Raw genomic sequence first — 14,843 nt, 5'->3', positions numbered from 1 at the left:
AAGAACATGACCATTCTCGTCACCGCAGCCACTGGCCGTGTCGGCCGCCATCTCGTTCGTGAACTCGTCGAGCGCGGCGCGAAGGTTCGCGTCCTCACCCGCGATCCCGCCAAGGCCGATTTCGACGACAGCGTCGAGGTCGTGAAGGGCGATCTTCTCGACATTGACGCCCTGCGCGCCGCCTTCTCTGGCGTCACCTCGTTCTTTCTGCTGAATGCGGTCACCGGGGACGAGTTCACGCAAGCCATCATCGCGCTGAACATCGCCCGCGAGGCCGGTATCGATCGTGTGGTCTACCTTTCGGTGTTCGACGCCGATCGTGCTGTCAACGTTCCGCATTTCGCCGTGAAGTACGGCGCCGAGCGGATGCTCGAAACGATGGGCTTCGGCGCCACGATCCTGCGGCCGACCTATTTCATCGACAACGAAGTCATGGTGCGCGACGTCATCCTTCAGCACGGCGTCTACCCGATGCCGATCGGCAGCAAGGGCGTTGCCATGGTGGATACCCGCGATATCGCGGGGGCCGCCGCCATCGAACTCATGCGCCGCGAGGAGGCACCTGGTCCGTTGCCGATGAAGACCATCAACCTGGTCGGCCCGGACACGTTGACGGGCGCGGACGTCGCCCAGATTTGGACCGACGTGCTCGGACGACCTGTTGTCTATGGCGGGGATGATCCGAGTGGCTTCGAAGCGAACATGGCGACCATCATGCCGAAATGGACCGCCTACGAAATGCGTCTGATGGCCGAGCGCTACGTCAGCGACGGCATGATCCCGGACGAAGGCGACCGCGAGCGTCTTGTCGCCCTTCTCGGTCGCCCGCTCCATTCGTACCGCGATGCTGCCGCCGCCCTCGCTGCATAGCCTGGACCGGCCATGACAGACCTGACAGCGTTCCGCTTGCGCGGAGCGCTGTCGTCTCGGCCCGACCTCCGCTTTGAAGACGCAGAGAGGAAGCCATGAAGGGCAGAGACGGGTCGAAAGCCGAAGGGCAGCTTTTCGCCAGACCGTCCATGAAGCCTGGCCCATCGGCAAGAAAAGATCGACGTCATGGTGGACGGCAAGATGGTCGTCACGCCGACCATCCGCCCACCGATCTATGCCGGCCCGTTTCCGATCGATGTCACGCGGGCCGACGACATCGCGCCGCTGCGCGCTGCAATCGGCACATTTGACGTCATTTTCCTGGTCGCCGGTGTTTACGGTCCGCTGCACAACTCGGTTGTTGAGGCGACCGAGGACGAACTGTCCGATATCATGATGACCAATTGCTTCGGTCCCATCCGCCTGGCCCATCACTTGCTGGACCGGCTGAACGAGGGCGGAACGCTCGCCGTGATGTCGTCGCACCGCGCAAGCATCGCGATAAACACGGAGCCGGGCCTGAAGCTGGGCCTTTATCGGGCCCGCAACATGCTCGCCCCGCACGATCCGTGCCGACACCGGGCTGACCGTCCTGTCGATCCATCCCGGCTGGGTCGCCACCGCCATGGGCGCGCTGGATGGGACGGTCGCGGCGGAGATCAGCGTCGAGGAAAGAGTGACCGGGATGGTCGAGGTGCTGAAAGCCAATACGGGATGCCGGGAACACCGTTATCTGGATTGGCGAGGCAATACGCTGCCCTGGTCATCTCAAAGACGGACGGCCGCACGGCGTTCCTGTACAAGCCCGTTCATTCGGAGGCGGCCGTTTCCGCTTGCGTAACTCGAAATCTGCAGGTCTCCTTTCAGCCCATCACGACCGCCCCATAGATGGCTTGGGACGGGTGGAAAGCGGAATGTCTGGTTTCGTATTAAAATGGCAGAGAGCTGACGTACGTGAAGTTGGTCTCGACCGCTTTGGCCAAGGCCGGGATTCGAGTGATGTTCGCAGGGAGGACCGATCAGAATGAGGCTTGCAATTGCCGCAATCTCCTTGGTCGTGGCGGGCGCTGCCAGCGCAGGTGGAGCCCAAAGAGCAACCATCGCAGATATCTTGGCAGCCGAGGGCTGTGCGATCGGTCCGCATACGGAGCAGCGTGTGAGCGCCGCAGGTCTCGACGTAGCGGCCCTTGATGCCATGGTTGCCGATGCGGAAAAAGATGCGCAAACGGTTCGCACCGGAGGGTGGATCGTACTGCCGACGAGCCTCTGCAAAATCCGTCCGCCTGCCGTGCGCAGTGAGATCCGCTTGGACGATCCGGAAGTCGTTGCGCTGACAACAGCGATCGACGCCTACGCCGACCTTGGCGATCGCGGCTGCTTCATCGACGGCCCTGCTATCATGGAGCGAGTGCAGGCAACCCGCGGCTGGGACGCCGACAAGGCGATGATCGAGTATGTTCGCTTCATCGCCGAGAACCTGCGCAGCGGTGACCTCGCCTTCTACCAGGCCTCGCCATTTCACACACCTCCTGGCTTCCAAATCCTCACCGGCGATTGCGCCGACGTGCCAGAGATCGAGGCCATCCGACAGTCGCAGGCAGCACGCGACCGAGAGTTCGATGCGCTAATTCGAGAGGACGCTCCGAAGGTCGATTGCACCAACGACACGAGTCCGAGCTACGAGTTCATGGCTTCGACGCATGAAAGGAAGATCCCAAACGCCTGGACATTCTTCGAGGTCAAGGTGATGACGATCGGGGCTGGGTGGTACGAAGGAACAAACGCTACCCAAATGGGATCGCCTCGTCCTCCCCTTTGTCGCTACAGGTAACGGCGGTTTGCAGACACTCTGCCGGAATATGTGACGCAGGGATCCGCCGAGTGTCCGTGTTCGGAACAGCAAGGTAGCTCGCTTGTCTCCCGTCAGGGTTCGACAAGTGATCGAGGGGTCTTCCGATGACCACGGGTCTGCCCGTGCAGGCACTATGCCGTGCGACAGAGTGTTTCGGGTTGCTCGGGGCGCGGCCAGCGCAATCAGGAAGTCAGCAAAAGGCGACAGAAACTCCAGCGCGGTGTGTCGCCAATCAATCCCTTCGGTTGTCATCATCGCTTCGAGGAGGCCCCATTGAACAAGGGGCTGCCCGATCGTCTCATACACGTCATAGAGACTGGGGTGCGGCACGATGGAGGGACTTCACGGTGCGGACCTCCCCAATTCCTCCCCATAGGCGAGGTGCTCGGCTATCGCGGCCATCAGAAAGTATCGCGCGTCGTCATCGAGGTCCCGCAGCACCGCGAAGGCGCGCTCGAACTCTCCGGCGCCGACGAGCGCGATGGCGGAGAAGAGCCCATCCCGCCCTGCCAAGTCCCGCTCGATCGCCAGCGCCTTATCCGCCTCGCCGAGGCGGACATACGGCGTGATCGCCGTCTGGGCGAAGAAGGCCAGCGGGAAAGACCGTTCCGCGCCGTCCGCCGACGGCCGACGCGCATCCGCGACGAGGCGGTCGAGGATGCGGCGCGCCTCCCCGCGCTCGCCGATGTCGATGAGAGCGGTCGCCACCGGCCCGGTAATTCCCGCATAGATCTTCGGATCGCTGCCGATCGCGGCCTCGGCGGCAGCGACGAGACGGTCGCGCGCCTCCTTGCCGCGCCCGGCCGAAGCGAGAGCGGGTCCGAGACTGGCTTCCACGACCCCGACGATCGCGCGTTCGGGTGCCTCGTCGAGTGCGTTGACCGCAAGATCGAGCTCGGCTGAGGCGTCTGCCTCACGCGCTTGAAGGCCCAGCGCGACACCGGTCCAGATCGCTCCTTCGTACAGACTCCGACCCTCCTCGTCTAACAACGGGATGGTTTCGGCCGCGTCCTTTCTGGGCTTGTCGGAGCGATCGAACCGCGCGAGCGTGCGGAACAGGAGGACCGCCTCCTCGGGCGAGAGCGTCAGCGCGCCCGTATCGAACCAGTCGTAGGCCTTGCGCGCATGGACGCTCGCCTGGCCGCTCTCACCGATCTCATCCGATGCCTCGGCGATTTGGACCATGCCGCCCAGCGTCATCGAATTGGGTGGGATCTCGTCCAGTGTCGCGGCGGCGCGGTCCAGCAACGCTCGTGCGGCCTCGCCGTCACCGGCCAGCGAGAGCTCGCGTGCAAAGGCCGAGACCGCGCCGATGCGGTTCAGAAGGTCCATCCCCTGCGCGTTTGCGATCGGGTGCGATCGCATGAGATCGAGCGCCTCGCTCTCGCGCTGTTTGCTACGCAGGAACCGCGCATAGGGCAGGATGAAGGCCTCCCGCCAGCCCTCCTGCTCCACCGCCTCGTTTGCGGCGAGCGCGGCCGCCTCATCCCCGTCGGCAAGTTCGGCACGGGCGAGATGGGCCCGGATCCGACTGACGGCGAAGGGATCGTCGAAATCTTGCGTTAACCCGGCGCGAATTTCCTCGACGAGACAGCGGGTCGTGATGGCGTCTTCGCAGGCCGCTTCGACGGGAAAGACATGGAACGTCACAAGCGCGGCGGCCACGGCGAGACGATAAAACATAGTCAATACCTTTCCGACCTTCTGTCCGTTCCCTTCTGTGAGGCGAACGAGTGTTAAGTCACTGGCCTGCTGGGGGCTTTAAGGCCGTCGGCGGAAATCACATTCAGACGAACCGAGCCGTCGCGATCATCGTCAAGATCCACGCGACCGACCCAGCAGGTGACGTGGCGCGTCGGAAGACTATGGTATCGTTCCGATAGAGGATGGGAAGTGCCAGAGCGTATATCTGGGTCCGTCCTATGTGCTGACCCCTGGTTGCGCGAACCGAAACACTTCTTGCACGATGCCCTCCCGCGCGCATTCCACTACCTTGAACGTTCTCCACCGCGACTAAAACCAGCTTAATTAGACCCCACTTGAGGTCAGAGGCCGCACGGAAGCGCCCTACTGTGAATCCGTGTCCCGATAATGCACGCTGGCCAATCTGCTTCAGAGCATAGAAGGTAAGAAGTGGACGGTTCGCCAAGTTCGGACGTCCGCTTCCAGGTCCGGTCTCAGCGACGTGAAAGGGCAGAGACGGGTCGAAAGCCGAAGGGCAGCTTTTCGCCAGACCGTCCATGAAGCCTGGCCCATCGGCAAGAAAAGATCGACGTCATGGTGGACGGCAAGGTGGTCGTCACGCCGACCATCCGCCCACCGATCTATGCCGGCCCTCTCCCGATCGGCGGCTCGGAAAGCCAGGCCAAGAGCCGGGATCTGGCCGAGCGTTTGCGGAGCGGCCGCTCCGTCATCACGGTCGCCCCTCAGGACTAGCCACCGCCCACGGGCCGCATTCGCGGTCATCCCACGATAACGCTCACGTCTCCGCTCAGCACACAGGCGGGGATCGCCCGCAGCTCACGGCCTATTTGTCGGAGTGCCGTCTCTCGCCCCATGCGCGGCTCCTGACATTTTCGACGATCTGCTCCATCGAAACCGTTTCGTGTCTCTGTCCCTCGGCCTTCAGATCGATGATCGACCCGCCGATTTGCTTGAACCGCGCGAAGTAGCTGCCGGCGTCCAAGAGCTGGTAGGGAAAATAGAGCCCCGGCGGCGTCGGTGCCTGACCGCCAAGCCCGGTCAGGCTTTCAAGAACCATCGCCACCCCCAGCCCGGTCAGCGGCATCTGCCCACCGGGATGCACGACGGCAAATCGCAGGGCCAAGGGGTTTCCCTCACGGTCCGTGCCGGAGATCTCGATCAATATCTCGGCAGAGAGCGGCTCACCCCGGCGACGGCTGGAACTGACGCCGATTGAAAGGTCGAACCGGACATCGGGAGCGCCCGTCGCCATGGACAAGCCAAGGAGATCATTCGTTGAAAGGGCGAAGGCTTCCATCTCGGTCCCATCGACGGCCCGGAACCGGGAAGTTGCGGCGTCCCCGGTTCGCCAGATGAAGGCACCGTCGCGACGTTCCAGAGCCGCCGCCATGACCTGGGTTTGTCGCTCAAGGTCGGTCTCGGCGGCCGGGCCGAAGGCATCCTCCTCGTCGAGGAGAGCACCGATGCGGATCTCCTTAACATGCCCGAAAGCGTTCGCGGCCGCCAAGGCCGGTACGCTGGTTGCGCCGACCAACCATTCCGTCCCGAGGACGACCGCGGCGGCATCGGGGCGGTGGATGTAAGCCGCAACCTCCGGACCGAGCTCGATGATACCAGGGGAGATATTCACGTAAGGCACGCCCCGGCCCTGGGCGAAGCGCAGGCCCGCGACCCGCTGGTCGGTGAACAGGACCGCGACGGCTCCGACGGGGCGATCGCCTATGCCGAGATCCCCGGCCGCCAAATCGATGGCGACGCCTTCCGCATGTCCGATCCGATCGGCGACGCGCTGCGCCTTGTCGAGATCGCGCCCTCCGATCAGAAGTGGCACGTCCGGGTGCGCGTCCCGCAGATACCGGGCCGTGTGTTGCCCCACGATACCGGAGCCTCCCACCAGCAAGATTGGGTTGAGCGACATTGTCATGCCCTCCTTGTCCTATTACCTACCATTCGTAGGAATGCACATAACCTACTTTTGGTAGGTTACAAGGGGCGACGTATGACGGAAAAGCAGATCAGGCCGAAAACCGATGGGCGAAGCGCCGCCGCGAGGCTTTCCAAGGCGGAGCGCCGCCATCAGCTGCTGGACACGGCGCGGACGATCGTCAGGGAAGAAGGCACGGACCGGCTCAGTCTCGGCCATCTCGCCGCACGTGCCGGCGTATCAAAGCCGGTTGCCTACGATCACTTCGGCGATCGATCCGGCTTGTTGATCGCGCTTTACAGGTGGATCGACACGGAGCGGATGAACACGTTCCGCAGCGGCCTTGTCAGCCGCAACCCCACCAGGGCAGACGCGATCGAAGAACTCGCCGCCGCCTACATAGACTGCGCCACCGACATCTCCGGAGACTTCCATGCGGTCGGCGCCGCACTGGCGGGGAGCGATGAGAAGGCGAATGTCCTGCAGGAGCTTCTGGACCAGGCCGTCGAGATGTTCGCCGCCGTTCTCGCCCCCCACAGCAATTTGCCGTCCCCCGAACTCGAACGGCGGAGCATCGGTCTCGTCGGCGCGGGCGAAGCGCTCTCGATGGCCGTCCTGCGCGGAGTGCGGAGCAAGACCGAGGTCACGAGAACCTTCTCATCCATGATCGCCGGCTGCATTTAGGCGACGACCGGCTCGAAGCCGACATGCGCCGCGCGATGCGAACGTGACAGCCAAAGGGCCGGGAACAAATGGCAGCTATCCACGATGCCGTCTGGAAAGCCAGTCCGCTTCCGGCCCGATCGCGACAAAATCCCCGGTGGCGCAGACAGGTCGTCAGCGGTCGTTCGGATCACGCTCGCCGGACGGCAGCACTGCGTCGATTTTCGTCGCCTGCAGCGACATGTCATGTCTTTTTGAAACCGCCATACTCCGCACGCGGGCGTGAAGCTTCGATCGCCCCGCGCATTCATCGGGTTCAGCACCCAAATCCAACCCCCGCCGGTCCGGTCAAATAGGACTGTCTCCGGCGGATCGTGACACATGGCCAAAACGCGTGGGTCACGCCGGGAGTATGGTCTGCGTCAACCGGGAGGCAGAGAGTGCCGTTACGCAAGATCTTTATAGGGGCCGCCGTTTTCGCGATGGTCGGGGTGGTCGGGCTTCTGGGCTTGTCCCGGTACGTGGATTCCCTGCCGATCGGCACGGGCGAAGTGCAGATGTCGCCGGACGGACGTTTCCAGGCATCCGTCATGAGCTTCTCCGAAAAGAGCTTTTTCACCGGCGCATCCAGGCGATGGTTCGAGATCGGGGTAAGCGGGCCCGATGTGCTCTACGAGTTCACGAGCCGGCCCCTGCCGGGACCGCCCTTCGGATCGCGCGAGCACCATTCCGTCATATCCTGGAAACCGGACTCCTCCTCCGTCCGTTTCGACTTTCCGACGGCGAAACTTGAAATCAAGACACAACGCTAGGACGTCGACGTCTCCCGCATTGATCCAGATGCGGAATGCAGCGAACCTGCCCGCGGCCATGCCGCTGTCGGCTCGTCGGTCATAGCTGGCCGCAAGGGCGCGCATCTGTCTGATGCGATTGAAGAAGCGACGAGGTCGCGTTAGCGCCAGACGCAACCGCTGCAGGCGCGACGGCTGAAGGCGAAGGTGTCCTTCCGGATCGATCGCCGGGGCGGATCGAGCGCGGGGGCGGATCGAGCGCGCAGGCCGGATAGATCGCGCGAGCCAGAAAGATCGCGCGGGAACATTCGCCCACGCCTTTCGAGCGGCGACGGAGCTGCTCTCACCAACTTCGATGAAGCCGCTCGCACGATAGAAAGCGAGCGCCCCCGCGTTCGCAGACACGCATTTGAGCCGGTAGCGAGCCACCTCCCAGCCCGGCAACGCGGACAGCAGCGCCCGACCGATGCCTCGCCCTGTCTCTCGCGGGTCGACATGCAGGTGGTGGATGAAATTGCCGGGCTCCCAGACCGAGATGAATCCGACGGGTCGGCCTTCATCGAGGGCAACCAGTTGCCACTCGCCTTCCGTCTTGCGGATTGAACGCTTGTTTGTCCGCGACGAAGCGCAAGCGCACGGCTCTCTTTGTATCCTCCGAATCCGTCTGAAGGGTTCCATCTATCTCACCCGGCTGCGAAGGAGATTTGACAAGGAGTTCGTTCACGCGACCCGGAACAAGGTCGACCGGCCCCGCATAACCTGGCACGTCAAAGCTGTAGATGGCATCCGATGACGTGAAGAGCAGACGCACAACTTCGCCCGCCGGAAGAGTGATCACGTTTTCCGCAGAGCATTCGACCGAATGATCGTCAGAAGCGCCTTCGCCAGAGAAACGGTATTCGACGGAAAGAGCGCCGTCGCTGGCCCTCAAGAATACCGTGAGATGCTCCTCGGTCGGCGGGGCCGAAAGAAGCTCGCCGGCAGCATTGCAGTTTTCTTGCGCCAAGGGGGGCAGTCCCGCGCAGAATTCCTGCGGCGTCATCGCCTCCTGGGCAAACGACGAACAGACAGGCTCCGCAAGCATCATCAGGGCGAGGACAGAAAAAAGCCTGCGATTGGCAATCATTCGTCATACTCCATCGAGAGCCAGCACCTCGTTTCGAGCTCCCACGATAACGCGTCCGCGGCCAATCGGGCCCACGATCTCCAACCATCCACCACCGATCGCCCGCAGACACGACGACGCGGCGCCATCGCAGACGTGACGCCGTTCGGGTCCCCGCCGGGCCGCTATTATCCAGCCGATCTGAAAAGGCCGATTGGCTTGCGATCTATTCCGCAAGCGGGATGCAGGGCTGTGTCAGCCAGTAAGTCTCCGTTTCGTCGGAACACCAAAATCCCTCAAATAGCCCGGCGATTTCGAGCTCTTGGAACGTCTCGGCTTTCCCTAGGATCAGAGTGTAAAAGCTATCCCAGTGGACCCATGCGAGAAGCGATCGATCGGGAGCGATAAGACGCTTCACGCCATATTGTGGAAGTTCGGCCATGGCATCCCACAAATCACCTTGTTCCAACAGGCCAGCGTCAACCAGGCGCTCGTTGTCACCGAACTCATCTCCCACGATCACCCGGTCGTGACCGGTTCGTCTGAATAGGCTGGCGAGGCTGGCTTGCATCAGCGGCTCGAAACGCCCTTCGTTCGGCGGAAATATGCGATGCAGAGAGCAGTAAGACGCCAGCCGGTCGGACTTGGCTGCGTCCGCGAGATCATCTCTGAGACCGTCGATGCTCGTACGAAGGGCCTGATCCAGTTCGCAGTGGTCGGCAAAACCAGCCTGCCGGCAGATCGTTTGCCAGCCGATCCGAAGCCCATTCCGCTTTGCCGCGCGATCGACCTCTTCGGGATCGACGTCCTTGCCGACACGTCGTTTGGCCTCCTCGTCGTCGCCCCACTCCAACAGACCGAGCCCGTTAGGCAGAGCTGCCCGCGAGAGGATGAGCGTACCGTATTCGCAGATCGTCGGGTCCAGCCCATCTACAGTGAAAAAGGGATGGAGGGCGACAAAGCCATGCGTGTATGCGCCACCAAACCAAGGCAGGATTGGCGTGTCATCCGGCGGCCCAAATCTATATCGATCGACTGCATCCACGCCTCATTCTAAGCACGGACCGTTGCGATGCCAGCCTCCGCACCCAGTCAATCGCGGCAGCAATGCCCCATCTCGGTCGTTGCGACAGTCAAATCTGCTGCTTGAAAACGGACAACCCTTCGGAAAGAAGTGCCAGGAGAGCCATTATGGACCTCTCCGGGCGGTTGGAAGCAGTCTTTCGCGAGACCGCAGATCGACGGCTGATACCTTGCGGACGTTCAGTCGAACTCATCCAAGGCCATTGAAGCATCACAACCTCGATCGCGTCCGATCGGATTATCCCATGTTCGCCGGTTAGGGCTGCCAATCCGGCTGGTCTAGCCAGACGGAGAGCGGGATCGCCTGTTTCGCGTTGCCCGAGACCTTTTCGCGCATGGATCGGACCGCAGCTTTACGGTCATCGATGAGGTTTGGAGTGTCGTCGGAGAAGTTCCGGCCCAGGATCTCGACGCGCACGAGGTAACGCGTCGGCGTGTTCTCCGGCAAGGGTTGGCCTACGGCCATCGGCGGAATCGAATGCCCCGCAGGGCCATCGCCGTAGTTGCGCACGACCACCGATGCGTAGGTGCCTGTATCGCCGCAGACGGTGAATCTTGCGAGCGTGTGGCGGTGGCCCATGACATTCGCGATACGGGCCGCATCGAAGTCTGGACGATGGTACGTCCGCTCCCAGCTGGCGGCCATCATCTTCTCCATGATCTCCTCGGCCATCGCGCGCGCCTCCTCGAAAGAGAGTGGCTCCATCGGCAGGGTCGCGGAAACGCCGGAGATCCACGGCCCGACGTAATCGACAGCCACCATGCGTCCCGCAGGCAAGATCACGGGCGGGCATTCGCCATCTTCGTAACGCAGGACATATCCGTCCGGACCCTCAGTCGCCGCGGCGGGGGCCTCGAAGAAAAATGTGCCGATGTCCTCGCGTCCGCCGTCATGCCCCATATAAGGTGGCTCCGCGATGTGCTGGTGAAACGAAACGACGTCCCCGAGAAGAGTAACCGGCAAGGACTTCGCAGGGGCCAATGTCGCGGCAGTTTCCTCCGTCCAAGTCCAAAGAGTGGCGGCAAGTCCAGCCGCCGTGATGCAGATCGTGGCCATCACGGTCCGCCAATGCGTCATGTGAGCCAGTCCTTCCGTGCCCGATGTCTCAATATGATAAATTTGGTCGATCAGGTCGCCATAGCGGACGATCCGATCCTATGGCCTCCGTGGCAAAAAACGAAAGTGAACGCCGCACTTCAGTTCTGGGCTGAGACCGGATCGACAGCTTTGTAGCAGCATCCAACGTGAAGCTGCCGTTCCGCAATCGAGAGCTTCCAGTCCACTTCGGGATACTTTCCCGAATAGCGGACCTCGGACCCTGGGTAGCATTCACCGTAAGTTCGACTACGTTGACCATCCAAGAACTGAATCGCGAGGCTTCGTGCAGCATCGGCGTGAATTCCTTCAAATGGTCGCGTTCTCGGCAGCCGGGCTGACGCTTGCAGGCTGCAAGGAGAAGAACGCGAGGATGAATGAGTTGTGGCACCAGTGGCAGGCCGACTGGCGATGGATGCAACAGGTCGCCGAGCGGCGAGGCTGGGACCTATCTCCCGTGGCGATTTCTGCCCCGGCCAGTGGGGCCGCGCTGCGGCGCCTTGAGGCGGCGGCGGGAATGTCCATTCCCGAACAGCTTCGCGAGGTGCTGTCAGGCTGTGCCGCCAGCGTGAGGTTCGGATGGAACATGCCTTCGCATCTCACCCCGATGGAGCAGCGCAACTTTCCGACCAGCAGCTTCAACCGCGGCTTCGTCTGGGATCTCGACCAGATCGCGAACCATGCGATCCCGGGTTTCCTCGCAATGAAGCAGGGTCTGGCCGAGGTGGACGAAAGCGAAGCGCCCAACACGCCAGACATGTGGGAACGGCAGTTCCCGGTGTTCTGGCTGATCAACGGCGACATCCTGACGATCGACATGCGCCGGCCTGAAGGCCCGCATCCCGTCCGCTACTTCAGCCATGAGCTGGAGGTGCTGCATGGGCAGGCACTCGCGCCCGACTTCCTGACATTCGTCTCCGAGATGGCACGGCTCGGCCAGGCAGGTACCGAATGGGCCTCGTGGATGCTCTTCGGCGAATGGGACGAGGATCGCTACTACCTGCGTGCCGATAGTCCCGGCGGGCGTGAGTGGCGGCGATGGCTGGAGAGTGACCCGGCCGTGGTGGAGCCTGACGAGCCGCCGCCGGTGATCCTCGGCGAAACCGCGGCCGAGCGAGTCCTACTGGAAGCCGCGCAACGCGGCGACACGCCTGCGGCGATGGCCGCCTTGGCCGGTGGCGCCCGTCCCGATGTGGTCTGGAACCCGGAGTGGATACGGAACCGGCCGTCATCAGCATCCGACGACGAGTTCGCCACGGCCGTGACCTTTGCCGTTCGTCGCAACGACACAAGCCTTGTCGAGCGGCTTTTGGCCCATGGCGCCTCGCTCGACACACGGCACTTGGCCATTGCGGAGGCTGTATCCCGTGCGTCGGTTGATACCCTACGCTGGCTCTGCCGTAAGGGCGCGCGCGTCGATGGCTGGAAGAATGAGCGCTACTGGCCCATCCACCTCCTCATGACCCAGCGCCAGCGCCTCGTCGCCGCAAATCCCGAGGAACTCGAACTACAGCTCAGAGAAGAATACGGCCTGGACAGCGATGAGATGGATGCCGAGACCGCGGCACTCAGACGTGAGGCGTTGGAGCCGCTGCTTCAGCGGGACGTTAAAGCCTTCATCACGCAGCAGGACTACCTGGCCATGCTCGAAACGCTGCTCGAAAGCGGCGCCGCGCCGGATGCCCCTTGGGACAACGGCACGACCATGCTGATGTGGAGCGGGCCAGAGAGCGCCCGCATCCTGCTACGGTACGGCGCCGACCCGAACTATCATGCCCCGAACGGAATGACGCCGCTCCATTTCACACGTTCGGCCGCTGTCGCCCGCGTTCTGGTCGAAGTCGGAGCCGACGTGAATGCCCTCGCATCTCCGAACGGGCGGAAGAGTGAAACCGACCCGGTCTACACGCCGCTGCAGTCTTCGCTCATGCTCGCTGACTTGCGCGGAACCGAACTGGCCGAGACGCTTCTCGATCTCGGAGCAGATCCCTCCAAACGCGACGGCGAAGGCTACCCCACGCTCGGCTATGCGACCAACGTCCCGGCCTTCGAGTTGATGAGGCCTTACGGTCTCGATTCGCACGAGCGCATGCCCGACGGCGGCACGCTCCTGCACCGCCTCTACAAACAGCATAGTGTGATCCGCGCAAACTTCCCGAAGGAGGTGGAGATCCTCGACATCCTCCTGGCCGAAGGTCTTGATATCAACGCACAGGACAATGCAGGGCAGACAGTCCTTCACATCGCGGCACCGAACGCCATAGACGCCGCCTCGATTGAAATTCTTCTCGAACGGGGTGCAGATAAAAGCCTGCGAGATGCGAACGGCAAACGGGCGCTCGACCTGATCCCTCGCTCCAGGCAGGACCTTCGAGGCGCTCTGACATCGGCACGGTGAGGCGTTCAGGATTCACGCCACATCGGCGATCCGCACTGATAGCTCTCGGGACCACGCAACTGGGGTCTTCATGGCAGCAAAGAGTCGGGAGCCGAAGGGCAGCTTTTCGCCATACCGTCCACAGAGCTTCCAGTCCGCCCTCCATCCCCCCGGCAAAATCGCGCCCGGCGATCTCGACCCGCACACCACCGCCCCCCAAGTCTGACCTCCACCGCATCTAAGCCACCGGCGTTTCGCCCGAAAGAACCTGCCGGAAGACGGGCATGTCGATATTGCCCCCGGTCAGGATGAGGGCGACGCGTTTGCCGCGGAAGCGTTCGCGCTCGCCCATCATCGCGGCCAAAGGCGCGGCACCCGCCCCTTCCGCCATGTTGTGCGTGTCGGTGTAGAGAATGCGGATCGCCTCGGCGATTTCGTCCTCGCCGACCTGCAAGATGCCCGCCGCGCCGTTCAGGATGATCTCCAACGCCTCCGCCTGAGGCTCGCGGCACGCCACGCCGTCGGCAAATGTGCGCGCGGTCGAGGTGGGTTGGGGGCTGCCGGCTTCGAAGGATTGCGCAAAGGCCGGCGCGTTTCGGGCGACCACGCCCCAGATCTCCGTCTTCAGCCCCAACAGGTCGCGCAGCGTGATCAGGCTGCAAATCCCCGATCCCATGCCGACCGGAACGAGGACGGCATCGATATCGGCGTGGTCGGTGAACAATTCGTGGGCGTAGGTGGCGACGCCCGCAACGATATCGCGCTGGAAGGAGGGGACGAAGGCAAAGCCGTGCGAGGCCTGATAGCCCGCCGCAATCTCCCGGCTTTCGTCGAAATCCTTGCCCGCGACGATGACTTCGCCGCCGAACGCCGCCATCGACGCGTTCTTTTCGCACGAATTGCCTTCCGGAACGATGATCTTGGCCGGAATGCCGGCTCGGGCGGCCCCGATGGCGATGGATTGGCCATGGTTGCCGCGCGTCGCCGTCACCAGGCCCGGCGGCAAGGCGCCGGCGCGGCGCAGTTTTTCGACATAAAACAGCCCGCCCCGCGCTTTGAACGAGCCGGTGGGCGTGTGGTTTTCATGCTTGACGATGACCTCCGCCCCGGTTCGGTTCGCGAGAAGAGGCCAGGCATAGGCAGGTGTCGGTTTGACGGTCGTGCCGACGACGGCAACGGCGGCGCCAAGGTCGTTCATGGAAAAGAGCATTGTAAAATCCTTGCGTGGCAATGGTTCTCTGATCATGCCTCCCGCCTGCCCCGCCGGGCTTTCACGAATCCGATGCGAAATCGCCTGCGTCCATCAACTGCGGGTGAGGATGCCTCCGCAAAATGCTACGCTGTGGCATGACGACGACGCACAGCATGGTCACGGGAT

General features: G+C 62.8%; 13 protein-coding genes and 1 pseudogene. 7 read left to right on the top strand and 7 right to left on the bottom strand.

From position 1 onward, the window contains the following. The first annotated feature begins 6 nt into the window (after nt 1-6). The 3 genes from BLP76_RS05420 to BLP76_RS05410 all read left to right on the top strand — a co-directional run bounded on the left by BLP76_RS05420 (nt 7) and on the right by BLP76_RS05410 (nt 2,701). A complete protein-coding gene (locus BLP76_RS05420; protein ID WP_092810407.1) occupies nt 7-870 on the top strand; it encodes an SDR family oxidoreductase in 864 nt (287 codons plus the stop codon). Between the two features lie 186 nt (nt 871-1,056). Beyond that, nucleotides 1,057-1,758, top strand: a complete 702-nt coding sequence (locus BLP76_RS05415) for an SDR family oxidoreductase (protein ID WP_200170569.1) — start codon at nt 1,057-1,059, stop codon at nt 1,756-1,758. 136 nt (nt 1,759-1,894) lie between these two features. Next, complete coding sequence (locus tag BLP76_RS05410; protein ID WP_092810405.1) at nt 1,895-2,701, top strand: hypothetical protein; 807 nt, start codon at nt 1,895-1,897, stop codon at nt 2,699-2,701. A gap of 363 nt (nt 2,702-3,064) precedes the next feature. Here the strand turns inward: BLP76_RS05410 and BLP76_RS05405 are convergent, their stop codons facing one another. After that, nucleotides 3,065-4,405 (bottom strand): hypothetical protein, encoded by a 1,341-nt coding sequence (locus tag BLP76_RS05405; protein ID WP_092810403.1) that lies wholly within the window; start codon nt 4,403-4,405, stop codon nt 3,065-3,067. A 564-nt stretch (nt 4,406-4,969) separates the two neighbouring features. Here BLP76_RS05405 and BLP76_RS18760 point away from each other — a divergent pair. Further along, nucleotides 4,970-5,158 carry a SecDF P1 head subdomain-containing protein gene (locus tag BLP76_RS18760; RefSeq protein ID WP_420867624.1) on the top strand — a complete coding sequence of 63 codons (189 nt, stop codon included), beginning with the start codon at nt 4,970-4,972 and terminating at the stop codon, nt 5,156-5,158. A gap of 91 nt (nt 5,159-5,249) precedes the next feature. Here BLP76_RS18760 and BLP76_RS18915 read toward each other — a convergent pair whose 3' ends face one another. Then, nucleotides 5,250-5,723 carry a hypothetical protein gene (locus tag BLP76_RS18915; RefSeq protein ID WP_200170568.1) on the bottom strand — a complete coding sequence of 158 codons (474 nt, stop codon included), beginning with the start codon at nt 5,721-5,723 and terminating at the stop codon, nt 5,250-5,252. Nucleotides 5,724-5,825: 102 nt separating this feature from the next. Here BLP76_RS18915 and BLP76_RS19040 point away from each other — a divergent pair, with 102 nt between their 5' ends. Both BLP76_RS19040 and BLP76_RS18910 read left to right on the top strand, forming a co-directional pair. Further along, nucleotides 5,826-7,034 carry a TetR/AcrR family transcriptional regulator gene (locus tag BLP76_RS19040; RefSeq protein ID WP_244514461.1) on the top strand — a complete coding sequence of 403 codons (1,209 nt, stop codon included), beginning with the start codon at nt 5,826-5,828 and terminating at the stop codon, nt 7,032-7,034. 419 nt (nt 7,035-7,453) lie between these two features. Beyond that, on the top strand, nt 7,454-7,825 hold the full coding sequence (locus BLP76_RS18910) for a hypothetical protein (RefSeq protein WP_200170577.1): 372 nt from the start codon (nt 7,454-7,456) through the stop codon (nt 7,823-7,825). Between the two features lie 378 nt (nt 7,826-8,203). Here the strand turns inward: BLP76_RS18910 and BLP76_RS19240 are convergent. The 4 genes and pseudogenes from BLP76_RS19240 to BLP76_RS05375 form a co-directional block, all read right to left on the bottom strand. Beyond that, nucleotides 8,204-8,377 (bottom strand): annotated as a pseudogene (locus tag BLP76_RS19240) (GNAT family N-acetyltransferase); the annotation flags it as partial. Next, entirely contained in the window at nt 8,361-8,930 is a 570-nt protein-coding gene (locus BLP76_RS18905; RefSeq protein WP_092810399.1) for a cupredoxin domain-containing protein, read from the bottom strand. The gene BLP76_RS18905 and the pseudogene BLP76_RS19240, both read right to left, overlap by 17 nt. A gap of 205 nt (nt 8,931-9,135) precedes the next feature. Continuing rightward, nucleotides 9,136-9,954, bottom strand: coding sequence for a DUF2711 family protein (locus BLP76_RS05380; protein ID WP_092810397.1), 819 nt, complete (start codon nt 9,952-9,954; stop codon nt 9,136-9,138). A gap of 294 nt (nt 9,955-10,248) precedes the next feature. Next, on the bottom strand, nt 10,249-11,070 hold the full coding sequence (locus BLP76_RS05375; RefSeq protein ID WP_092810395.1) for a hypothetical protein: 822 nt from the start codon (nt 11,068-11,070) through the stop codon (nt 10,249-10,251). A 304-nt stretch (nt 11,071-11,374) separates the two neighbouring features. On the opposite strand from BLP76_RS05375, the gene BLP76_RS05370 reads away from it, so the two are divergent. Further along, nucleotides 11,375-13,486, top strand: coding sequence for an ankyrin repeat domain-containing protein (locus BLP76_RS05370; protein ID WP_139163694.1), 2,112 nt, complete (start codon nt 11,375-11,377; stop codon nt 13,484-13,486). A 217-nt stretch (nt 13,487-13,703) separates the two neighbouring features. Here the strand turns inward: BLP76_RS05370 and BLP76_RS05365 are convergent, their stop codons facing one another. Next, entirely contained in the window at nt 13,704-14,675 is a 972-nt protein-coding gene (locus tag BLP76_RS05365; protein ID WP_092810391.1) for a threonine dehydratase, read from the bottom strand. Between the last annotated feature and the right edge of the window lie 168 nt (nt 14,676-14,843).

The sequence above is a fragment of the Afifella marina DSM 2698 genome (assembly GCF_900102695.1).
Lineage (GTDB): Bacteria > Pseudomonadota > Alphaproteobacteria > Rhizobiales > Afifellaceae > Afifella > Afifella marina.
The sequence above is the reverse complement of the archived record's forward strand: the minus strand, read 5'-3'. Positions and strand labels throughout refer to the sequence as shown.

Excerpts from the sequence above, each read along its gene's own strand:
- BLP76_RS05420 (WP_092810407.1), top strand. The coding sequence starts at position 7 with ATGACCATTCTCGTCACCGCAGCCACTGGCCGTGTCGGCCGCCATCTC.
- BLP76_RS05415 (WP_200170569.1), top strand. The coding sequence starts at position 1,057 with ATGGTGGACGGCAAGATGGTCGTCACGCCGACCATCCGCCCACCGATC.
- BLP76_RS18915 (WP_200170568.1), bottom strand. The coding sequence starts at position 5,723 with ATGGAAGCCTTCGCCCTTTCAACGAATGATCTCCTTGGCTTGTCCATG.
- BLP76_RS05375 (WP_092810395.1), bottom strand. The coding sequence starts at position 11,070 with ATGACGCATTGGCGGACCGTGATGGCCACGATCTGCATCACGGCGGCT.
- BLP76_RS05410 (WP_092810405.1), top strand. The coding sequence starts at position 1,895 with ATGAGGCTTGCAATTGCCGCAATCTCCTTGGTCGTGGCGGGCGCTGCC.
- BLP76_RS18905 (WP_092810399.1), bottom strand. The coding sequence starts at position 8,930 with ATGATTGCCAATCGCAGGCTTTTTTCTGTCCTCGCCCTGATGATGCTT.
- BLP76_RS05405 (WP_092810403.1), bottom strand. The coding sequence starts at position 4,405 with ATGTTTTATCGTCTCGCCGTGGCCGCCGCGCTTGTGACGTTCCATGTC.
- BLP76_RS05365 (WP_092810391.1), bottom strand. The coding sequence starts at position 14,675 with ATGCTCTTTTCCATGAACGACCTTGGCGCCGCCGTTGCCGTCGTCGGC.